The 20844-nt window shown below is 56.0% G+C and carries 18 protein-coding genes; 1 reads left to right on the top strand and 17 read right to left on the bottom strand.

The features are described from left to right. Positions 1 to 7: 7 nt before the first annotated feature. From JYB63_RS01575 to JYB63_RS01615, 9 genes are all read right to left on the bottom strand, one after another. On the bottom strand, positions 8 to 724 hold the full coding sequence (locus JYB63_RS01575; protein ID WP_205655987.1) for a CpsD/CapB family tyrosine-protein kinase: 717 nt from the start codon (positions 722 to 724) through the stop codon (positions 8 to 10). 43 nt (positions 725 to 767) lie between these two features. Beyond that, on the bottom strand, positions 768 to 2885 hold the full coding sequence (locus JYB63_RS01580; RefSeq protein ID WP_243431774.1) for an SLBB domain-containing protein: 2118 nt from the start codon (positions 2883 to 2885) through the stop codon (positions 768 to 770). After that, positions 2882 to 3403, bottom strand: coding sequence for a hypothetical protein (locus JYB63_RS01585; protein ID WP_205655988.1), 522 nt, complete (start codon positions 3401 to 3403; stop codon positions 2882 to 2884). The genes JYB63_RS01580 and JYB63_RS01585 overlap by 4 nt, the downstream gene beginning before the upstream one ends. Before the next feature lie 31 nt (positions 3404 to 3434). Then, positions 3435 to 3749: an STAS domain-containing protein gene (locus JYB63_RS01590; RefSeq protein ID WP_205655989.1), complete on the bottom strand. Its 315-nt coding sequence runs from the start codon at positions 3747 to 3749 to the stop codon at positions 3435 to 3437. A 249-nt stretch (positions 3750 to 3998) separates the two neighbouring features. Beyond that, on the bottom strand, positions 3999 to 4703 hold the full coding sequence (locus JYB63_RS01595) for a sugar transferase (RefSeq protein ID WP_243431775.1): 705 nt from the start codon (positions 4701 to 4703) through the stop codon (positions 3999 to 4001). 70 nt (positions 4704 to 4773) lie between these two features. After that, entirely contained in the window at positions 4774 to 5973 is a 1200-nt protein-coding gene (locus JYB63_RS01600; RefSeq protein WP_205655990.1) for a glycosyltransferase family 2 protein, read from the bottom strand. Next, complete coding sequence (locus tag JYB63_RS01605) at positions 5970 to 7073, bottom strand: glycosyltransferase (RefSeq protein WP_205655991.1); 1104 nt, start codon at positions 7071 to 7073, stop codon at positions 5970 to 5972. The genes JYB63_RS01600 and JYB63_RS01605 overlap by 4 nt, the downstream gene beginning before the upstream one ends. A 25-nt stretch (positions 7074 to 7098) precedes the next feature. Next, entirely contained in the window at positions 7099 to 8595 is a 1497-nt protein-coding gene (locus JYB63_RS01610; protein WP_205655992.1) for a GumC family protein, read from the bottom strand. Positions 8596 to 8623: 28 nt separating this feature from the next. Then, a complete protein-coding gene (locus tag JYB63_RS01615) occupies positions 8624 to 9100 on the bottom strand; it encodes a hypothetical protein (RefSeq protein ID WP_205655993.1) in 477 nt (158 codons plus the stop codon). A gap of 332 nt (positions 9101 to 9432) precedes the next feature. Here JYB63_RS01615 and JYB63_RS01620 point away from each other — a divergent pair, with 332 nt between their 5' ends. After that, positions 9433 to 9765 carry a hypothetical protein gene (locus tag JYB63_RS01620; protein ID WP_205655994.1) on the top strand — a complete coding sequence of 111 codons (333 nt, stop codon included), beginning with the start codon at positions 9433 to 9435 and terminating at the stop codon, positions 9763 to 9765. A gap of 27 nt (positions 9766 to 9792) precedes the next feature. Here the strand turns inward: JYB63_RS01620 and JYB63_RS01625 are convergent, their stop codons facing one another. The 8 genes from JYB63_RS01625 to JYB63_RS01660 form a co-directional block, all read right to left on the bottom strand. Further along, complete coding sequence (locus JYB63_RS01625) at positions 9793 to 10962, bottom strand: glycosyltransferase (protein WP_205655995.1); 1170 nt, start codon at positions 10960 to 10962, stop codon at positions 9793 to 9795. After that, on the bottom strand, positions 10959 to 11774 hold the full coding sequence (locus tag JYB63_RS01630) for an acyltransferase (protein ID WP_205655996.1): 816 nt from the start codon (positions 11772 to 11774) through the stop codon (positions 10959 to 10961). The genes JYB63_RS01625 and JYB63_RS01630 overlap by 4 nt, the downstream gene beginning before the upstream one ends. 61 nt (positions 11775 to 11835) lie before the next feature. After that, positions 11836 to 13641, bottom strand: coding sequence for a glutamine--fructose-6-phosphate transaminase (isomerizing) (gene glmS, locus JYB63_RS01635; RefSeq protein WP_205655997.1), 1806 nt, complete (start codon positions 13639 to 13641; stop codon positions 11836 to 11838). 170 nt (positions 13642 to 13811) lie between these two features. Next, positions 13812 to 15188 (bottom strand): O-antigen ligase family protein, encoded by a 1377-nt coding sequence (locus JYB63_RS01640; RefSeq protein WP_205655998.1) that lies wholly within the window; start codon positions 15186 to 15188, stop codon positions 13812 to 13814. A gap of 2 nt (positions 15189 to 15190) precedes the next feature. Then, positions 15191 to 16702, bottom strand: a complete 1512-nt coding sequence (locus JYB63_RS01645) for a lipopolysaccharide biosynthesis protein (protein ID WP_205655999.1) — start codon at positions 16700 to 16702, stop codon at positions 15191 to 15193. 291 nt (positions 16703 to 16993) lie between these two features. Next, positions 16994 to 18055 (bottom strand): DUF4114 domain-containing protein, encoded by a 1062-nt coding sequence (locus tag JYB63_RS01650; protein WP_243431776.1) that lies wholly within the window; start codon positions 18053 to 18055, stop codon positions 16994 to 16996. 203 nt (positions 18056 to 18258) lie between these two features. Beyond that, on the bottom strand, positions 18259 to 19719 hold the full coding sequence (locus tag JYB63_RS01655; RefSeq protein WP_205656000.1) for an archaeosortase/exosortase family protein: 1461 nt from the start codon (positions 19717 to 19719) through the stop codon (positions 18259 to 18261). Continuing rightward, complete coding sequence (locus tag JYB63_RS01660; RefSeq protein ID WP_205656001.1) at positions 19716 to 20768, bottom strand: glycosyltransferase family 4 protein; 1053 nt, start codon at positions 20766 to 20768, stop codon at positions 19716 to 19718. The genes JYB63_RS01655 and JYB63_RS01660 overlap by 4 nt, the downstream gene beginning before the upstream one ends. Positions 20769 to 20844: the final 76 nt, after the last annotated feature.

The raw sequence follows: 20844 nt of genomic DNA on the forward strand, positions 1-20844 counted from the left end.
ATTTAAGTTATAACGGCTGGTTAATCAGGTCAGAGGCTTCTACTTTTTTGCGCAGATAGCCCGCCAGCCGTGGCAGCCATTTATCCAGCCGTTTGATCTCGCGAAGCATTTCTTCCCGCAGGCCCGGTGAATAGCGGTCATTCATGACGGCACCACAGAGAGGAATGTTGGCCTGTTTCAGCACCTGCTGGGCTTCATCAATCTGGCTTTCTGTTGTCACGTGTGTGACGACGTTCAACATGCAGGTTTCGCATACCGACGCGATGGTCACGCCGCAGATTGCGCCATCACTGGAATGCAGCAGTGGCGGGGTGTCGCAGATGATGATGTCAAAGCTGTCCAGTGCCTGGCCAAAGAAGCTGCACAGTACCTCGGTATTCCGGAATTCAATGTTATCCGGATGGGTCTGGTCGTGGAGTGGGGCGGTCAGCACCATCAGCCCCGGGCAGCCGGTTTTCTGCAGAGCGTCCTGCCAGCTGTTGTCACAGGGAAGCCAGTTGCTCTGGCGGGTTCCCGTACGCTGATGGAGGCTGGGGGACTCATTATTAAACTCAATCAGTAAGACCCGTTTTTCCGCCTGCGCCATTCGCTGGGCCAGTGCCAGACTGAGCAGGGAGTTGCCGCTCTGAGGGCTGGGGCTGGCGATGGCCAGCAGACAGGTACGATTGCGGATCAGCTGGTTATAAATGGCATCTACTGACGGTGATGTATGTAACTGATGCATGGTCGGACTCCTTATTCAATGATGCGTCCTGTGGCTGCCGGGGTTACAGCCCCAGCAGCTTGGCAAATGAAATCACGGTGACAGATTCCTGCAGGGTGCTGACAAAGCGGTGCCAGTTGCTCTGTTCACGGCTTGGGACATACAGGGTGTCACCGGCCTGCAGTACCGGCAGCATTCTGTAGTCACCGCTCTTGGCGAAGGCAACCAGATCGAATAGTCTTGAATGCGCTTCACCGTCGATCCGGTTAACCACCATGATACGGTCCTGCAGGGCATTGTTTTGCGGGCCACCGGCTTCTGCTAACAGATCCAGAATGGTCATGTTGCTGTCAAAGCTGTAACGGCCGGGGCGCTGTACGGCACCCAGTACCCGGACCACAGTTTCCTTAGGCTTTTCTAACCAGGCACGGTCACGCTCAGGAATGAAGATCACATCCTCGGTGCTCACCACTGGCAGCATGGTTTCGTCACCGGTGTGGAAGTAGTTGTGCAGGTTCAGATGGGTGACTTCATCGCTGCCGCTGCCCCGGTGGGTAATGCGCACGTTAGACAGGTCCGCACGGGCGGTAGGCCCCTGTGCAGCAGACAGAATATCCAGGAAGTTCAGCTCATCGTTAAAGGCATAGCGGCCCGGTGCGCCGACCTGTCCGAAGATATAGATGGAACGTTCACTGGACTGACGTACCCACTGGGAACGGTTGTCATTAGGGTCTTTTGGCAGTTCAGGTACCACAATGGTATCGCCGGCATGAATGCGCGGGATCTGACGGATATCACCGCCTTTATCCAGAAAACGTTTCAGGTCAAACGGAATGGATTCAGTGATATGACGCTTGCCTTTTTCGTGGCTGGCGGTCAGTACCTGCAGGTGAGCGGTGTCGGCACCGGCCAGCGGACCACCGGCGTGGGCGATGAGATCCATCAGGGTCATTTCAGGGGCCCACTCATAGCGGCCCGGACGGTTGACCGCACCGATAATGCGGATGGCACGGTTGGGATGAATATCCAGCCAGCTCTTTTCATTCATGTCGGATTTTTCCGGCACCAGAATGGCATCACCGGGGTTAATGCTTGGAATCTTGCCGCGCTTCTGGCCATCCATATAGCCCTGCAGATCAAAAGGTTCCACACCTCCGTCGGCCCGCAGAATGCGGATCTGACGGGTTTCCGCAAAGCGGGTCGGGCCGCCGGCAGTGGCCAGCAGGTCATAAAAACTGCTTTCTTCTTTCATTTCCATGGCACCGGGTTTGAAAACCTCACCCATGACGTAGACGGTACGGGCGCCGCCCTGAACCTGGTCAGACGCCTGTGGAATGAAGATGGTGTCGCCCTCCAGGATCTCCGGCAGCAGGGCCTGATTACCGGTATCCAGATATTCGCGCATGTTAAACGGGAAGGGCTGGCCGTTATGAATCACCCGGATCTGTTCGATGCCGGCATAACGGGTCACGCCACCGGCGCGCATGATCATATCCATGACCGAAGGGGTACCTTTAAAGGCGAAGGTACCCGGGCGGTGTACTTCACCGAATACCTTGATGGCGGTATCACCTTCACCGGCATCACCGGAAGCGGTCAGGGTACGGGCATCAAATTCAACCTGTACGTTACCGATCAGGGGAGACGCAGGCACGAAGATGGTATCCATCGGCTGCAGTTTTGGCAGTACGGCCAGGTTGCCGCTGTCCAGATAATGCTTGTAGTCGAACTCGATTACTTTACCGTTACGGCGGATCTGCAGTTTATCCAGTTGGGCACCCTGTGCCAGGCCGCCGGCATGGTTGATGGCCATTTGCACGTTCGAGCGCAGGGGCAGATCAACCGGGCCAGGGGTCTTTACATAGCCTAGTACGATGACACTCAGGCGGCGTTCCATCAGCACCAGATCAAGGTTGTCCAGATCCCGGTAGATAACCGCCAGCGTGGCACGGATCAGTTCCCGGGCTTCGCCGATGCTCTGACCCCGAAGGTTCAGCGGGCCGGTTTCAGGCAGGTTAATGCTGCCCTGATGATCCAGCTGAAACGGCTTATCGAAGCTGCTTTCACCGGGGAACTTGATCTGTACCAGATCCCCCGGACGCAGTTCAGTTGTCGCGGCCTGAAGGTTCAGGGCAGTGAGCAGGCTGGTGATTGCCAGCAGCATAATCATTAAGCGTTTCATAGGATAATCTCCTGATCAATGGAGCGTACGGCGGTGCCGTTGTCCCTGTTGGGTAAATCTTCATGTTCGGGGGCAGGTGTGTCGCTGCCGACCGGCTGCATGTCGGTGAAGACGTCTTTATCAGCCTGTTTCAGCAGGTACTCAGCGGTATCCATCGCCTCGTTGGCCTGCGGATAAAAACCGGCAACATGCAGGCGCAGGCTGCGGGTCAGTAACAGGTTGATATGCTGGTAAAAGTGCGGATATGTCACCGTCAGCCCCTGTTTGTGGTGCACTTTCTTGAGGGCCTGGCAACGGCCCAGGCGGAACATAAAGCGCTGTTTTTCCAGGCTGGTTTCCGTATGGGGCCAGCTGTCTGTCTGGGGGTGAACCCCCGGCGTCAGATAGTTTTCCGGCTGAGTGAACCGTTCAGCAACCCCGCCCTGACCCGGTTCCACCATGTAGAAACAACCGCTGCTCAGCAGCAGGCTGCTGCCGAGTAACAGGGCAGGGAATGATGTAAAGGTTAGCTGTGGCATGGTCTGACTCCTTACCGGCTTAACGGGCGGCTTATGCCTGATCCTGCTGTTCAAACAGGCTGATGCATTTGTCGATGCGCAGGTAACGCATCAGCTCCAGAGGCTGGCCGTGTACGCCGGTAATTGACAAGTTCAGATCCTGACTGCGCAGGCGTTTGAACAGAAAGACGATGGCGCCAATACCGGAGGAGTCGATAAAGGTCACGTCCTGCATGTCGATGATGACGTCCTGCTGCTGTTCAGTCAGGCTGTCGAATTCGCTGCGCAGTTCTTCAACGGCCAGTGCGTCGAAGTCTCCGCTGAGGTTGATGCTAAGCATCTGATTTGAAGTGGCTGGAGTTGTCATGGAGCTTTCTCCTTAAAGGTTGAGTCGCTTACCTGTACAGGAGCAAAGGCCGTGCCAGCTTGCTATGTTACTGATTTATAATGAAAACGAAGGGCGTCTTCAGGAAAAAGGCCGCCTTTACAGATGGGATTCGCATTTTGCGAGTCAGTATTAGAGACGAAACCGTGAAGCACTGATTTCGTGATAAGAGAGTAACGTGTTCGGAGGATGCCCGGCGGATGCCGGGCATTCTGCATTCATTGCTGAAGATTACTGGCCACGGCCGCAAACCATCACTACCACGGTTTGAACCATGATGCGCAGGTCGGTGCCCAGCCAGGTCATGAAATTACTCAGGCTCAGGGCATAGGCATGGTCGTAGCCCACTTTTGAACGGACATCTTCAATGTCCCGGTCATAACCCTGATTCACCTGTGCCAGACCGGTGATACCTGGTTTTAAGCCAAAGGTGCGTTCGGCGAAGAAGGGAATCGCCGTTTCCAGTTTCTGATAAAAACCTGGACGTTCCGGACGCGGACCGATCAGGGACATATCGCCCCGTAATACGTTGAACAGTTGTGGCAGTTCGTCCAGACGGGTCTTGCGCAGGAAACGGCCAAGTGCAGTTACCCGCGGATCGCCTTTGGTGGCCCATACCGCACCGCTGGTGGCTTCGGCATCCACCCGCATGGTGCGGAACTTAAACATCCAGAACAGGTGGGTGAAGTTGGCTTCCGCATGGCCGATGCGCAGTTGGCGGAAGATCACCGGACCGGGGGAGTCCAGTTTGATTGCCAGGGCAATCAGTGGCAGCAGGAAGGCACAGGCCAGCAGACCGGTGGCAGCCACTGCAATGTCCATGGCCCGCTTGGCCAGCAAGACGGTTTTTGGCACATAGCTGTTGAGATCATCATGGCGTGCCGTGTGCGGTTGCTGATCAGCGGTTTGAGTAACTGTGTTAATGGTCATATTCATGGTCGTTCTCCCGGGGCGGGTTTAACTGCCCGTTATATGTCATGTACGGATTATTCGTTGCTGTTTGTCTTTATTGGCTGTCCTTGCTGACAGGCTTCCAGCAGCCCCGCTCAAGGCCGATACAATAGCGGAGCATGCCGGTGAAGCTGGCGCGATAGCCGTTAGCCAGATAAAAAAGGGTTTCAATTTTGCCGGGCAGCATACCTGCCGGCAGCTGTTTGCTCAGGGCGGCGCAGGCGAAGCCCAGCGGTTGCAGAATGCTCAGGGCCAGCAGCAATTGTGACTCTGCAGCCAGCAGGCAGCACAGTACCCACTGCAGCGCCAGAATCGCTGGCATCAGTGCCCGCAGTGCTTTGCCTGAAGTGAAGGTAAAGGCGGTGCCTTTGTAGCGGGGCAGGGTGAGCCGGGCCAGACGTAACAGTTGCTGCAGGTTACCGGCGGCGATGCGTACCCGGCGTTTTTCATCCATTTGCAGGCTGGCTTCTTCCAGCTCCAGGGCAACAATATCCAGCAGGTAAACCCCTTTGTAGCCGGCCATCACCATCTGCATGGGCAGAATGAAATCATCATTAATGGTGTCAGCGGGCAGCGGGCTGAACAGCTTGCGGCGGAAGAAGTACAGGGCGCCGTGTACGCCCACCGGGCTGCCAATATTTGCTTCATTGCACTTGATACGGGTCTGGTACTGCCAGTAGTCGGCTTCACCCTGGCTGCCGGGGTTCAGCAGCTTGTAGGTGGCAGCCACAAAACCGGTCTGATTATTCTGAAAGGCCTGGCTGGCCTGCAGCAGGGCGTCAATGGAGATCAGTGCGGAGGCATCGCTCAGGGCAACAATGTCGCAGTCCAGTTGGCTGATAATGTCGTTAAGTACCGCAACTTTTCCGCGATTTTCCTGAAAGTCCTCGATATGTATATGTATCTGGCGGCATTCAGCTTCCCGAGCCGTGCGGCGGGCAATGTCTGCGGTGGCATCGCTGCAGCCGTCACAGGCAATGATCAGCTGCAGTTTGTCTGCCGGGTAATCCAGACTGGCCACGTTACGGATTTTATCCGCGATCACCGCCGCTTCGTTGTAGGCCGGAATCACCAGGCTGATGGTCGGCTGCCAGTTTGAGGTGGCCGGCTCAGTGACGGTACGGCGTGTGTTTCGGCTACCCAGTCGACCCAGCAGCCATGGGTACAGCAGGTGGTGATAGATAATCAGCCCCCAGCAAATAGCCAGCAGGGAGAATAGCAGAGTGGATAGCTGTGTGAAGAAAAGTGTGTTCATGATGCACCTCCTAACTGTAACAGTGAGAAGTACGCCCGGGCAGTATTCTCAAGGTTGGCGTTGGTGAGAACGAACTTGCGCGGGGTAAACTGGCTGCTGCGGTGCTGACAGCTGAGAATGCCGCTTTCCAGTGCGGCGGCATCTCCGGCGGGTACCAGCACGCCACTGTTTTTACAGACGATGCTGCTGCAACCCCCCACGTCGGTGATCACCACCGGTACCCCACTGGCCTGTGCCTCCAGAGGTGACAGGGGCAGCCCTTCATTCAGAGACGGCAGACAGAAGATATCAATGGCCTGATAAAAACTGGTCATGTCATCCAGCGCGCCGAGAAAATAGACCCGGTTGCTGATGCCCAGACGTTCTGCACTGGCCTGCAGTTCTTCGCGCAGGGAACCGTCACCGGCCAGCGCCAGAATAAAGCGGGGATGCAGGCGGCTGAACGCTTCCAGCAAAAACTGATGACCCTTCACGGTTTCCAGCCGGGCGGCACAGCCGATCAGGGTACCGTACTGGGGCAGGTTGAACTTTGCCTTCATCAGGCATTGTTCATCAGGGTGCACCGGGGTGAACTTATGAGTATCAATGCCGTTAAGAATGACCTGCGGCTGACTGCGGGGAAAATAGCGGGTCAGCACATCGGCGACCGCATCACAGTCGGCCACCAGTGTTGGCTTAAGCAGGCCGATCAGCATGCGCTGTAAGCGACGGTTCGCCCGGGCGTTCAGGTGCCAGGCGTCATGTTCGGTATGCACGTGGATTTTCAGACCGGCCAGTTTGGCGGCCATACCGCCATACAGCAACGGGCCGATATGGTGGGTGTGAATGGCGGTGGCCTGCAGTTGTTTCAGTAAACCGGACAGAGCAATCACCGCATCCGGACGCAGCCCCGCCGGTTTATTCAGAAAGTGCAGTTTCTGGCTGTAAGGCTTCAGCCGTGGCCAGGCAGCCAGTGCCTGTTCTGCGGTGCCTTCAAGGCTGACGATATGAGTTTCACAGTGGGTATCCAGAGTGCTGATATGGTTTAACAGATCCAGCGCCATGGTTTCGATACCGCCGGGACGCAGGTGTTGTACCAGTTGAATGATGACCTGACGCATTGTCCTATCCTCCTTGCCGGTCCGCTTATGAGCCGGACTGGCTGAACGGGTTTTCTGAATGATTGTTTGCTGGCTGAACCGGAATCCGGGCCAGTACCGGCACGGAGAGCATCTCACTGAGGGTGTCGCGGCGGCGGATGCTGGTGTCCAGCAGTTCAACCACGGTGGCCAGCCCAAAGCCCAGACCGATACCGCCAAACAGGCCGGCGAGAATAAAAGCGATCAGGGGCAGGTTGCTGGGAGCCAGTGGTTCATATGGCGGGTCAATCAGTTTTACCCGCTCGTTTTCTTCGTTTTTGCCAAGGGAACCGGTGACCTGTGCCAGTTCATAGCGCTCGGCCAGGTCGTGGTAAACCTTCTGGCGAATCTGAATGTTGCGGTTCAGCTCGTTGAGGCGGCGCTCATGCTGGCCGAACTCGTTAACCCGGTCCTGCAACTTGCTGATCTCAGCTGTCAGGGAAGAGACTTCCTTCTCCAGTCGCTGAATGTGGTCGTCGGCTTTCTGTAGACGTTCCAGCTGGGAGACCAGCAACATGTGTGGTGTGTGGGGGCCGGCGTCCTGACCGTTTGATGTAGCCAGCGCCCAGAGGCGTTCCAGCTGTTCACGGTCCAGGCTCTGGGTGTCTAGGTTACGGGTGGCGGCCATAACGCGGTTGCGTTCTTTTTCCAGGGAACGCAGGTGCGCCAGTACACTCTGAACCTTGCTGTGATTATCGGTATAGCGGGCCCGCAGCTGGGTCAGTTCTGCCATTACGTTAACGATGGCTTCTTCGATTTTACCCACCACCGGGTTGGTCTGTGACAGGCGGATCGCCAGGCTGGCCTGAGCGGCTTTGGCACCGTCCAGTTCGATACGGCGCTCACCCAGCAGGCCTTTTAGCGCAGACAAACGGGCAACATTGGCAGAGTGCAGGGTTGGCAGCTCGCTGGCGAAGCGGTTTTTATATTCCGCCAGTGCGGTTTCAGCGGTAATCAGATCTTTACTGCGTTGTTCCAGCTCCTGGGCCAGAAAGGTTTCAGACTGGGCGATGGAAGAACGCTGCGGCGCCAGTACCCGTTCCACGAAGAACATGCTGACCGTAGACAGGGTTTCTTTCATGGTGGTTTTATCTTCAGAGGTATAGGTAATCCGGATCAGGTTTTCACCCACCAGCTGACATTTCAGCGACTTGGATAATTCGCTGATGATGGTGGCTTTTTCCTGCTCATCCATGTCTTCATTGAGCAGTTCCATTTTCCAGGCAACGCCGGCCAGAATGTGACGACTGTGCAGCAGGGCATTGAGGGCTTCCATCCGGCCTTTGAGGTTGGTGGCAATGGAGAGGTCTTCAAGAAACGGGTTATGCTGGGCCGCTTCCTGAAACAGAATGGTGGTGGAAGTGGTGTATTTTTTAGGTGAAATAACCCCTACTACAGCGCCCAGTACCGGCATCACCAGTATCGGTAGCATGATCAGGTAACGGCGTCGCCACCCGGCCCATAGCAGGCTGGCGATGTTACGAATCAGTGTGCTGCGTAGCATAGTCATTCACCTTCTCCGAAAGAACGGATTACTGAGCAACCAGGATCTGGTTGTGGGTCAGCTGCGGCTGCATATGTACTTCAGCCTGCAGTGCCCGGGCATCAAAAAAGCGGGACACACGAATACAGCGGTTCATGCCCTGTGCCATGGCGGTAAAGCTGTCGCTGGCATCAGAGGGGGCGCACTGCAGACGTACCGGCTTGTGGTAATACTGGTTGGCATACGCGTTGAGCCGTGCCGACTGCTGTTCAGAGAGCTCCATCTGCTTTGGGCTGAAAGTCAGGGTCAGCTGAGCCGGGACCTGGCCGTCTGAATCTGTACCGCTCTGATGACGGGCATTGTTCAGCAGTTCAGTGATACTGATGGCACCAGCCTGGGCACTGTCACCGGTCTGGTTCAGGATGGCCTGGGGTGTCATTTGCTGGCTGCCACAGCCGGTCAGCAGCAGGGCGCTGAATATCATGCCGAGGGTGGCGGTGCTGAATGTCTCTGGCTGTCTGTTCATGGTCCTTCTCCGTTTTGCCTTTCTCAGGCCAGGCGGTTTTTAATTGTTTACCTGTAAAGAGGGCAATAAGCGGGCCAGAAATAGGGAAGAATGCCTGCGGGCCATGTTTCATGGCGCTTGCAGGTGTTTACTGATGTGTTGCTGATGGGCTCAAACCGTCAGAAACTGTTGCAGTTTCAGGGAAATCTCAGATTGTTTCTCAAAATGAGAAGGACATTGCATGCCGAAAGAGCAGTGGCATATTGTCTCCGTCCGGTTACAATGCGCCGGACAGCATAAAAACGGCAGCACAGGTAAGTAGCCGCCAGTTAAGACAGCACAGGGAGTGCGCCATGACATCCGTTTCAGCCAGAATCGACCGTTCCCGGACCGCGATTATTAATTTACTCGGTTCTGTTCAGCAAAATGCCCGTATCTGTAGCCTTACCGACCGGATTCACTACATTGCCTTTCAACTCCGCGAGGATGATATCCGGGCCTCAAATACTGTACGGCAGATCGTCATACTGATAGAAAATCATGCTCAGGAATGCACAACATCCGGTTCGTTTCTGCAGTGTCTGCATGCCTCGGGGAAGTCTCCCTGCAATGTTTTCGTGTGTATAAATGATCAGTTGGACAGGCTCGCGCTGATCGCAGGTAAATACCGGTGTGCCGGTAATTAATGCCGGCACCCGGTATGTATCCCTTTTTTACAGTGCGTCCAACAGGCTTTTCAGTTCCTGACCCCGTTGTTGCCAGCTTTCTTTTTCTACCCGTTGCCGGCGGATCATCCGCAGAGCATTACGATCTTGCCGGCTGCGGTAAATCACTTCCAGCTCTTCTGCAAACCCGGCGGCGCAGTCGCTGACTTTCACCAGGTCCCGGTAACCGTCCAGTGCCGGAAAATCAGTACTGACAATGGGGCTGCCAGCTGCCAGGTATTCACGTAGTTTCAACGGATTACAGGCCTTAATCTGCGGATTCTGCAGGAACGGCAGCAGGCTGACATCCCAGTGCTGGCTGTAACGGGGCAGCTCATGATGAGGCTTGCTGCCAAGCCAGCGGATATTTGGCTGTGCCAGCAGGGTCGTAATATCTGTTTTGGCCGGGCCGATTAACACGAAGGTCCAGTGAGGCAGCAGTTTCGCCAGGACCGCAAACAGTTGCTGATCAAACCAGCCGGCAAGAGAACCGTAGAAACCGGCCACCGGGCCATCGGTGGGCAGGTCATCGGCACGGGGGGCCGGGGTGCTGAACAGGCTGGTATCCACTCCATGTGGCAGCAACCAGGTTTTATGGTCCGGGAACTTGGCGGCCAGTTTTGAGCTGGCGGTGATAATCAGCTGGCTTTTGCTGGCCAGCTCCTGTTCCATTTTACTGACCGGACCGTGATCAACCCCGTCCAGTGCGGCGAAGTCATCACAGCAATAATAAACACAGGCCCGCTCATTCAGTTTTCCCACCACATCTACGGCGGAGGGCAGAGAGGTCCACAGCAGTGGCGATTTACGGCCGGATTGTCCGGATTCCCCCAGTAATGGCAGCAGTTGCCGGGTCAGCAGCTGGCGGCTGAGGCTGCGGGCCAAGGGATTGCCAGGCCAGGAGATGGCCCGCGGGTTCACAATCTGTAACCGTTCCGGCAGGCTGTTGGCTGTTGCAGAGCTGTCAGCGGTTACCTGATGCTGACCGGCCTGGCCGATCATTTTGCTGATTTTCTGCCAGGCCCGTCGCAGGTCGGCGCTGTTCAGGCGCGGACGGCGCAGCCCCAGTGAGTTAATCCAGAGAATCTGCTGTTCCGGCAGTAACTGGGTGATCAGATGCTGGGTGCTGCTTGGATGCTCGCCCCAGTCTTCACCAAACACTAACATATCAATATTCATGCGACGTCCTCCTCTGTCAGCAACTGTTCACGGCTTTCTGTACGGCTCTCTTTTCTGAGCAATGCTTCCTTTTCGGCAGCTGCCTGTTCCGGGCAACTGATAGCTTTAATCACTTTGGCGGGCATGCCGCCAGCAATGACACCGGCGGGCAGGTCATGGGTCACCACACTGGCGGTGGCCACCACGGTACCGGCGCCTATGGTGACACCTTTCATAACCGTGACGCCGGAGCCCAGCCAGACATCCTGTTCCAGAATGATGTCACCCACCTGATCATCGGTATCCGGCAGGCCTTTGGCGCGGGCAACCGGGTCCAGCGGGTGGCCCGGATAGCCGGCCAGAAAACAGCGGCCGCCCATACGAACGTTGTCACCCAGAACCACCTTGCTGCCAACCGCAATGGTGGTTTGCCAGGAGATACCCACGTTATTGCCGACGATCAGCATCGGAGTTTGCTCGCTGCGCCAGCGGCCACTGAAGGTGGTCTGGCCGCTGAGCCGGCAGTGACGGCCCATTTCAATGATCAGATTGCCCTGCACCAGCGGCATGCCGCCGAACAGATAGAGCTGATTACCCAGACCCTGGGGGCCATGGCGTAAACGGGTACGGAACATTGGCGTCCAGTACAGAATCCGGGCGGTTTCACTGGCCAGTTGATTCAGTGCCTGATGCAACAGGCGCAGGGGCTTGTATACGGGAGACAGGGCCGGTACTTCGAATTCACGCCAGCCGGTATGCAGTCCGCGGATCGCCGCACCCAGTGGGTGGCGGGTGGTTTTAACCCAGCGTTTGACGTTATGCAGTGTATTCATGGCATCACCTTTAAGTCTGTGGCCGGGCAGTGGTCTGCCCGGCGTGGCAATGATGGGGCGGTTACTCTACTGTGACGGACTTGGCCAGATTACGGGGCTGGTCGACATCGGTACCCTTGGCCAGTGCAGCGTAATAGGCAATCAGCTGCAGGGCGGCGACGTACAGCAGCGGGCTGGTAAACGGATCAGACTCAGGTATCTCGATGCATTCCACCTGATCATCCCCGCAGGCTTTAATGCTGTGTTTGTCGCCGAGCAGGATACAGCGGCCACCCCGGGCAACCACTTCCTGCATGTTGGAAAGGGTTTTCTCCAGCAGATCATTGTTTGGGGCGATCACGAATACCGGCACGCCGCTTTCGATCAGCGCGATAGGTCCGTGCTTGAGTTCGCCGGCACCGAAACCTTCGGCATGGATATAGCTGATTTCCTTCAGCTTCAGGGCACCTTCCATGGCGATCGGGTAGCTGCTGCCCCGGCCAATGAAGTAGGCGTCGCGGGCATCTGTCAGGCTGTTACCGATGGCTTCAAGCTGGCTCTCCATGCTGAGAATCTGCTCCAGTTTCTGAGGTACGCCGGCGAGGGTGGTGAACGCCGCCCGGGCCATTTCCGCGGAAAACTGACGCCGTTGTTGTGCCGCCTGAATGGCCAGGCTGCCCAGTACACTCAGCTGTGCAGTGAAGGCTTTGGTGGATGCCACGCCGATTTCCGGGCCCGCCTGGGTCTGCACCGACATATCAGCTTCTCGGGCGATGCTGCTGGCGGCAACGTTAACCACTGCCAGGGTTTGCTGTTGGTTACTGCGGGCATATTTCAGAGCTGCCAGGGTATCGGCGGTTTCACCGGACTGGGAAATAAACACCGCCAGGCCGCTATTGCTCATTAATGGTGAGCGATAGCGAAATTCTGAAGCAACATCGATGTCCACCGGCAGGGCTGCCAGTTGCTCAAACCAGTACTTGGCCACCATGGCTGCGTAGTAAGACGTTCCGCAGGCGATGATGCTCAGGCGGTCGATCTCCATGAAATCCAGCTCCAGCTGATCCTTCAGGTGATAGCTGTGTACCAGGGTACGGGCAACAGTGTCCGGCTGTTCATGGATTTCCTTATGCATGTAAAAACTGTGGTTCTGTTTACCAGTCTGTTCATGGTCGATATCGTTATCCACCCGTTTACGGCTTACAGAACGGCCGAAGGCATCTACCAGTACTATATCCTGCTGGCCCAGCCGGGCCTGATCACCTTCTTCCATGTAAATAACCTGCGCAGCGCGGTTGCCCAGCGCCATGGTATCTGATCCCAGGCTCATTTCGGCATCGCCGCAACCGAGTACCAGCGGGCTGCCACGGCGGGCGGCATAGATATGATCGGCATCGTCATTGAACAGTACACCTAAGGCAAAGGCCCCCTGTAAACGTTCCAGCGCCTGATTAAGGGCCTGATCAGGATCATTGCAGCGGCTGTAGTAATAGCTGATCAGATGGGGGATTACTTCAGTGTCAGTCTGGCTCTGGAAGATAAAACCTTCCGCACTCAGCCACTGGCGCAGTTCATGATGGTTTTCGATGATACCGTTATGTACTACAGCCACATGATCATTGGTGTGGGGGTGGGCATTACGGGTATTCGGCTCGCCGTGGGTTGCCCAGCGGGTATGACCGATCCCGGCATGGCCGCTGATCAGTTGCTGGCTGAGCAGGTCCCGCAGGGCCTGCAGTTTTCCGGTTTGCTTTACGGTTGAGATACCGCCTTCTGTCTGTACAGAAATGCCGGCTGAGTCATAGCCGCGGTATTCAATATTGCTCAGGCCGTCCAGCAGTTCAGGGACGACGTTTGAATGACTGATAGATCCGACAATTCCACACATAATATTTCTCCTTTTAACGGTTACAGTCATTAGTGCAGAAGCCGTGCCAGTCTTGTTTTTACTTTAATATCAGTCGGTTAGTGTTTTTGTCGTGCTTGCTAAGGTGCGCTTTCGCATTTTGAGAAAAGTTTTGCGAGGCGTAAGCGTTTTCCCGGTGCCGCCGGACGTTATCAGAGCCGTCCGCTGGACTGGCGGTGCAGGTATTGGGAAAGGGCCACCGCCAGTGCGAGCATGATGTACAGGGGCCAGGTAAAGCCCATGGTCAGGAAGGTACCGGACACACAGAAGCCCGCCAGCCCGGCCTGTACTGACTGAGCACAGGCAAACAGAACCGGGTCATAGGTTTGGGCAGTGTGGCCATTGCCGGGGGCGAAGTAACGGCGGCAGCGGCTGCTGATACGGGCAACCGCTATGATGATGGCAATGAACACTGCAAACCCCAGCAGGCCGGTTTCCGCCAGTACGCCGAACCAGGTGCTGTGCACGGCATGGTTTTTACCGTCCCAGTGGGGGCTGTAATCGAAATAGTTAGAGATAAAGTTATTCAGCCCGACGCCGGTTAACGGGTGATGTATGGCCATGCCGATCGCGGCCTGCCAGGCATAGATCCGGCCCATGGCGGATTCATCGATGCCTTCTTCGTGGGCACCGCCGGAGGCCCGGTCGGTGATGCCGGCCAGTACGAACAGTACCATCAGTGCAGCACCGCCCATGGCGATCAGCAGGGCTTTGTTCTGTACCCGGTGCCAGGCATAAATGCCGCTGACCGCACAGATACCCAGTAAGCCGCCACGGCTCTGGGTGGCGATGACGGCGCAGGCCACCAGCAGAAAACACATCAGCCCTAACAGTTTCCAGAGTTTGCCAAAGCCCGGTGTCAGCAGCAGGGCCAGAGCAAAACTGGCAGGGAAGAGTAACACCAGAGACAGGTCGTTCGGGTCGCCCAGCATGGAGCCGATACTGCGGCCGATGGTGACCCGGGTGCCTTCCACCAGTTCCAGCCCTAAGTGTTTATTACGCAGGGCGACGATGGCCACACAGATACCGGAAACAATCATGGTCAGTAACAGCCAGAAGAATTGCCGGCTGTGTCGCAGTAACCAGCTGATCGCGAATACCATGGCCGCAATCTTGATATAGGTGCCGGTCAGGCTGCCCATGGCGGCACTGCGGTTGGTGGCCAGCAGGCTGCCGATGATCACCAGAAACAGGAAGAAGCTGAATACCGACAGTTCCCGGCTCCAGAACATATTAATGCGTTTGGTCAGCATGTTAACCGCCAGTGAGCCCAGCGTACCCAATGCCAGCAACTGGGGAATGTGCAGGGGATACAGTGCCGGGAATACCTCATGGAGGCGGAAAAAAGAAAAGGCAATAAAGGCCAAACAGAGTAAAAAGGGCATCTGTAAACCCGCCGCCAGACAGGCCGGCAACAGTGCAATGGCGGCGATTAGCGGGCTGGGCACTTTCACCCAGACCAGCGCGATCAGCAGCAGAAAGCTGCCAGCGAGCATGATCTGGGTACGACGGCGGTTAACAGGCAGCATGATTATTTACCTGTGTTGCCGGGCAGGCTCAGTTTGCGGTGCAGGGTATGCAACCGCTGTTGCAGTCTTGCCGGTAACAGACTCAGGGGAATCAGCCCGCTGCTGATAACGGCAGTGACAAAGGCTGTAAAAATCAGTGGATACAGCCCCAGTGTTGCCCAGCTGAGCGGTTGCTGAGGTGTCAGGCTGATCAGTAACAGGCTGATGACCACCAGCAAGGTCAGACGGCGTAGCGGATAGGGTAAGGGCAGGATCCGCTGGCTGATATAGAGAGTGACCAGACAACGGCTTACCAGTGCAATGCTGGTGGCGATAATTGCGCCCCAGGCCTGATACAGGGGAATCAGCAGCAGGTAACCGGTGAGCGCCAGAGCTGCGGCACTGCAGTCCACAGCCGCAGGACGCCAGGTACTGCGCTGGGTCATGGCACCGAAGTTCAGCGTAGCGGTGATGTTGTGAACCGCCGCCAGCGCGGCGAGCCAGGGAATATAGTCAATGGCGCCGTGATACGCTTCAGGGGTTAGTAGCCTGACCATCAGCGGGCCTGCTGCGGTGATAAACAGGGCCGCGAACAGGGCAATGATAATGCCGATGGCCGCGAAACGGGCACAGGCCTGTGGGCCGTCGGCTTCCTTCAGGCGGCTGAAGCGGCGGGCGTGCCACCACAGATCAAACGGCTGGATCAGTACGGCGGTAATCAGGCCAAACTTGGCGGCCAGCGCATATTCAGCCATTTTTGCGGTACCGACACTGTCTGCCAGAATCCAGCGGTCAAAGCTGCCCAGTACAAAACCGGCAATGCCGACAAAAATCAGCGGGCCGCCGTAGACGGAATAACTGCGGAAGCGGGTGAAATCAAACCGGATACCGGTGTCCTGATACTGTTTGTAAATCAGATAAGCGGCCAGAACAATGGCAGAAATCAGGGTGGCACTGAGTACACCGGTGACACCGAATCCCAGAGTCAGTAACAGGACGCTGATGGCCACTTGCAGGGCTACTCTTCCTGCAGTGCCTGCCAGATACAGCCAGGCAAAATTTTGCATCCGCAACCATGCAAGTGGTACCAGAATGGTGCCGCATAACGCCAGGCTGAAGAGAATCAGACGGGTATCGGTTTCGCTGATATCACCGGGTAATAACCGGGAGACCGGTCCGGCACATAGCTGACCAAGCACCAGGGCAAATCCTCCAAGGCACAGGGCCATACCAAAAATATTGGCGGCGGCTGCATTACGTTCTTCAGGATTATCGGCGCTGCCGGCGTAGCGGTAGAGGGTTTCCGCCAGGCCCATACCGATGAGAATACTGAGTAAGTCTGCAAGGGTTTGCAGCACGTCGAGCCGGCCATAATCAGCCGGGGTCAGGTAGTGGGTGGCGACCGGCACCATTACCAGTGCCAGCCCCTTGGAAAGGCCGAGTGCCGCCGCGTAAATCAGGCTGTACTGTAACGCCTGGGGCAGGTTGTTAAACCGTCGGACAACCGGATTGCTGATGTGTAATCTGCCTGACATGGTGCTGACCCTCCGTGAAAACTGGTATGGAAGGTTTACTGCGAGATTCAGGCCATAGTTGTTAATTTGTTTTAAAACATGAAGTTATGGTGTTGTTGTAAAGTCAGATATAGCTTGAATTCAACGTGTGGTGAGGGTTTTCGCATTTTGCAAAACAGAATGTGAGTGATCGTGGTGATAAGGCGTGATGGCAAAAAAACACCCGGCCAGTGGCCGGGTGTGCCTCCCTGACGGGGGGATGTCGGGAGGAGTGGGGAGACCATTTTTCAGTTTTTGGTTTATGTTCTCCTGTTATGAACGGATCAGTGAGAAGCGTGAAACCAGTCCGCGACTCAGTTGCTTAACAGCCAAACCGATACCCGCCAGCAGGATCAGCAATACACTGGCTGCGCTGTTGCCCAGTTTCGGCATAGGGGCCGCCTGCATGCTGATGACGGTTTCAGTTGACGGGATGTCCGCGAACATCGCGGTGACCGGGTCGGTCCGGATACGGAAAACTGCGTCATTGAAATCGTTATCACCCCAGGGGCGTTTCAGATCCTCAAAACCCAGGATGTAGTCGTTGGTGGCTGACAGGCTGGACATCATGGCCACGTGCCGGGCGTCTTCATCAATACCGGTACTGATGTAAGCGTCGCTGCTGTTTTCCGGATTAAGGAAGTCGATGGTGTACATCGCCAGGTTGTCATGACCGGTATCCCAGCCTTTCACCTGCGAACCGTTCCAGGCATTCTGGATCAGGAAAAAGCCCATGTTGGTACCTTCGCTAAAGGTTTCACCGCCGGTCATTTCAAAGTCAGTGCCGACCACATTGGTGATGGCTGCCCCACCCAGAGTGACGGTATCACCGGCATTCAGGCTACCGCCGCTGCCGCTGGCTGAAACATTGTTGAAGATCATCCCGGCATTCACGCCACTGACGTTTTGTAATTCACTAAGGCTGATATTACCGGAGCTGTTGGTATCAATGCTGCCGAAGCTGATGTTATCGAAGCTGTTGTCTTCAAAGGTAAAGTAACCCAGTGAGTTGCGGTATCCGGCACCTTCCGTCAGAAAGGTAACACTGACGTGTGCCTCTTCATTGAATGTCAGGTTCGGATTGTAAGAAGAATTCAGAAATTCCTGATTAACGTCCTGGCCTTCCGGCAGGGCGTTAGTGACCTCCGTGAGCAGGCCGGCGGGCAGATCGATGTTTACCAGCGTGTCAGTGGCATCATCGGCTGCCAGTGCCAGAGGGCTGCAGAATAAGCTGAGCACGATAAATTTTTGGCTCAGACTGTGAAGTGTACCCAGACGCATCATATACCGGCGCTGTCCGGGCGTTCGGAACGGAATGGATGTGTGTGTTTGCATAGCAATCCCCTTTGTTTACCGGTGCAGATGCACCCGGGTACCGACAGATATGGTTGTCTGTCTTAACAGGCGGTATGCCTGTAGTAATATCTGCAGTTATTGTGCCAATAGTTAACTCCTTGTTTTTAATTGGTTTGTACGTTTCTGTTATCACTTTACGCATTGCAGAATGCGAAAAAGCATCAGTTTGTTAACCGTATTTCTCATTTTGCGAAATAACTGAGCTGTTGCTGCAGGGTGAAGTTGGCTGCGATTTCGTCTGCGATCCTGCAGGCGCCGAACTCCACAAAAGCCACCGGGCCGGGAAATTTTTCAGCAGTGAATTGCAGGGCGCCGGCAGGTTGAAAAATACGGTTGATGCTTCCGGACAGGCTGCTGACCTGAAAGCTGATACGCCTGATCAGTACTTTCAGTTCCGGGTATTCCGGGTACAGTTTTCCGGCAAAAATAACGCCCCGGGTAACCTGTCTGCTGGTATGGCTGATCTGGGTGTCCAGCATGTTTTCCAGAATGTGGGCGCCTTCGGCGTTGCGTTCCAGCGGTAACAGGGCAATGCTGCCATTACAGGTGTTATGGGCAAAGCCGCTGACCCGGTAGTTGCCCCGGTTAGCCGGTGACAGTTCGCCGAGCTTGCGGACCGGTAATCCTTCCACACCCTGAACAGCCACTGGCGCATCGGCTGCCACAGAAGTCGCAGCTGCGGTCGAATTAATCTCTGTGATGCGAATGGCCGGTGCGATCAGCAGAGCCGTTGCCAGTAAGCCCAGTGCCGGTGCTTTTAGCCCCGTATTCTTAGGGGGCGTGTTTGTACCGGTGAGCAAAGGTTTGTCTGTATTGGGTGAAGCCTGTGGCTGTTTTTTTCTGACCGGGCTTACACAGAGCACCGGGGTAATGAACAGCAGGGCGTCGACAATCAGCATGCCATCGCCATCATGAATATAGGCATACAGCTCTGGGCCGGTGGCCATCAGGGCCAGACGGACACCGTTGATTATCAGTACGGCCAGACACAGTATCCCGGCCCGTAGCAGGTCTGTTTTATTCAGCCGCTGGTGGTACCAGAGGCTGACGCTGAGCCAGAGCAGCAGGGCCAGGGACAGGTTGGTAAATGCGGAGCAACCCGTCAGAATCAGCAGGCTGAAGCCGTTAGCCTGATTAATCAGGTTACCGGACACGCTGTACTGATCACCCGCGGGTAAAAACAGCGCCGATAACCAGGTGTCGAATCCCAGAATCTGATCCGTAAAGCCGTTCAGTAATAGCTGGGTAACCGGTTCACGTACAGCTATCGATATCATCAGCCAGGCTGCCGCCCGGGCGTACGGTTGACGACTGTTCCGTAACCAGCAGATGGCAGCTGCGGCACATACCAGCCAGCTGAGCAGTGCGATGGGCAGCAGGAGGGTTAAAGTCAGTATCCCGGCAATACAGGCATCAGTGATACTTCTGTTCAGACTGACCGGCCGGTGCCCCGGCTGTTCATGACGGGCTTTGCGGCACAGCAGATAAGTGATCAGCAGGCTCAGCCAGATGACCGGGCTGCGGCCAAAACCTTCTGCCAGTGCCTGTAGCAGCCCCTGACTGTAAATGGCCGTCAGGGCTGCGGGTAACAGGGCATTCAGCGCTGCCAGCGCGCTCAGCGCTGCAAAGAAGCGACTGTTCATGAGCGTTCTGCCATCCGGGCCAGCGCCGGCAGCGCCTGACGGTATACGTCGATGATTTTCGGGCCGACCACGTCGCAGCTGAAGCGCTGACGAATGGTCTGATATGCCAGCATCGACATGCGGGTATGGTCGCATTCACTGCTTTGCAGCCAGTTCTGGATCACTTTCTGAAAACGGATAAAGTTCTGCGGCGTAATCAGCCAGCCGTTGTAATCATCTTTAATCAGCTGGGGCAGAGCGCCAACCGCGAAGCTGGCCACCGGTATTCCCCGGGCCATTGCTTCCAGGGCAACCAGTGGCAGCCCTTCGCAGCGGCTGGTAATGCACAGTAAGCCGATATCCTGCCAGTGGTCTTGCATATCAACCTGACCGTAAAAGGTCAGATGGGCGTATTGTGCTTCCAGCTCTGCCCGCATCGGGCCGTCACCAAACACGGCTACTTCCGGGTGCGCTGCTGAGGTGTTGGAGGAAAAAAGTGTGGCGGTTATCTGGGCAAAACAGTCCGGGCCCTTTTCATGGGACAGGCGGCCGACAAAAGCAATTTTCTTGCCGGTGTTGGGGCGGTAGCGCTCAGTGGTCACAAAGTTGGGCAACTGGCTGCAGTCGCAGGGCAGGCGGTCGGCAATTTCCGGGCTGACGCTGATGACCCTGTCAGCCAGGGGGGCGCTGAGGGTGTCCAGCATACTGTAGAGTTTCAGTCTGCCTTCCCCCAGATCGCCGGCGTGGTAGGTAGATACCACCGGTACCCGTGCCAGCCGGGCGGTAATGCGGCCAAGAATGCCTGCTTTGTAACCGTGGGTGGCCAGCATCGACGGATGACGGCCCAGCATTTTCCAGAGGCCGTGCCAGCCTGGGCTGATCTGCCATTCAATACCTGCCGCGTCTAACTGATCTTTCAGGGGATGCGGACCGTAATCCTTTATAAAGATGACCCGTGTCTGATAACCGCGGCGCTTCAGCCAGCCGGACAGATTGAGAATATGGGTTTCGATGCCACCGCTGTTGCGGCTGTCGATCAGCTGAAAAATGATCCAGTCATGTAAGGACATAGTCAGATCTCCTGTCACAGTTTCCATTTCTATAAGAGGTGTTTCCTTTACCGACAGCCCGGTTACAGATTCAGGC

Origin of the sequence: Aliamphritea spongicola, assembly GCF_017051665.1 — a bacterium.
GTDB lineage: Bacteria > Pseudomonadota > Gammaproteobacteria > Pseudomonadales > Balneatricaceae > Amphritea > Amphritea spongicola.

Coding starts and splice junctions, on each gene's coding strand:
- JYB63_RS01610 (WP_205655992.1), bottom strand. CDS start 8,595: ATGCTACGCAGCACACTGATTCGTAACATCGCCAGCCTGCTATGGGCC.
- JYB63_RS01630 (WP_205655996.1), bottom strand. CDS start 11,774: ATGAATACACTGCATAACGTCAAACGCTGGGTTAAAACCACCCGCCAC.
- JYB63_RS01655 (WP_205656000.1), bottom strand. CDS start 19,719: ATGAACAGTCGCTTCTTTGCAGCGCTGAGCGCGCTGGCAGCGCTGAAT.
- JYB63_RS01625 (WP_205655995.1), bottom strand. CDS start 10,962: ATGAATATTGATATGTTAGTGTTTGGTGAAGACTGGGGCGAGCATCCA.
- JYB63_RS01575 (WP_205655987.1), bottom strand. CDS start 724: ATGCATCAGTTACATACATCACCGTCAGTAGATGCCATTTATAACCAG.
- JYB63_RS01615 (WP_205655993.1), bottom strand. CDS start 9,100: ATGAACAGACAGCCAGAGACATTCAGCACCGCCACCCTCGGCATGATA.
- JYB63_RS01620 (WP_205655994.1), top strand. CDS start 9,433: ATGACATCCGTTTCAGCCAGAATCGACCGTTCCCGGACCGCGATTATT.
- JYB63_RS01605 (WP_205655991.1), bottom strand. CDS start 7,073: ATGCGTCAGGTCATCATTCAACTGGTACAACACCTGCGTCCCGGCGGT.
- JYB63_RS01595 (WP_243431775.1), bottom strand. CDS start 4,703: ATGAATATGACCATTAACACAGTTACTCAAACCGCTGATCAGCAACCG.
- JYB63_RS01650 (WP_243431776.1), bottom strand. CDS start 18,055: ATGCAAACACACACATCCATTCCGTTCCGAACGCCCGGACAGCGCCGG.
- JYB63_RS01600 (WP_205655990.1), bottom strand. CDS start 5,973: ATGAACACACTTTTCTTCACACAGCTATCCACTCTGCTATTCTCCCTG.
- JYB63_RS01645 (WP_205655999.1), bottom strand. CDS start 16,702: ATGTCAGGCAGATTACACATCAGCAATCCGGTTGTCCGACGGTTTAAC.
- JYB63_RS01640 (WP_205655998.1), bottom strand. CDS start 15,188: ATGCTGCCTGTTAACCGCCGTCGTACCCAGATCATGCTCGCTGGCAGC.
- JYB63_RS01590 (WP_205655989.1), bottom strand. CDS start 3,749: ATGACAACTCCAGCCACTTCAAATCAGATGCTTAGCATCAACCTCAGC.
- JYB63_RS01585 (WP_205655988.1), bottom strand. CDS start 3,403: ATGCCACAGCTAACCTTTACATCATTCCCTGCCCTGTTACTCGGCAGC.
- JYB63_RS01580 (WP_243431774.1), bottom strand. CDS start 2,885: ATGAAACGCTTAATGATTATGCTGCTGGCAATCACCAGCCTGCTCACT.
- JYB63_RS01660 (WP_205656001.1), bottom strand. CDS start 20,768: ATGTCCTTACATGACTGGATCATTTTTCAGCTGATCGACAGCCGCAAC.
- glmS (WP_205655997.1), bottom strand. CDS start 13,641: ATGTGTGGAATTGTCGGATCTATCAGTCATTCAAACGTCGTCCCTGAA.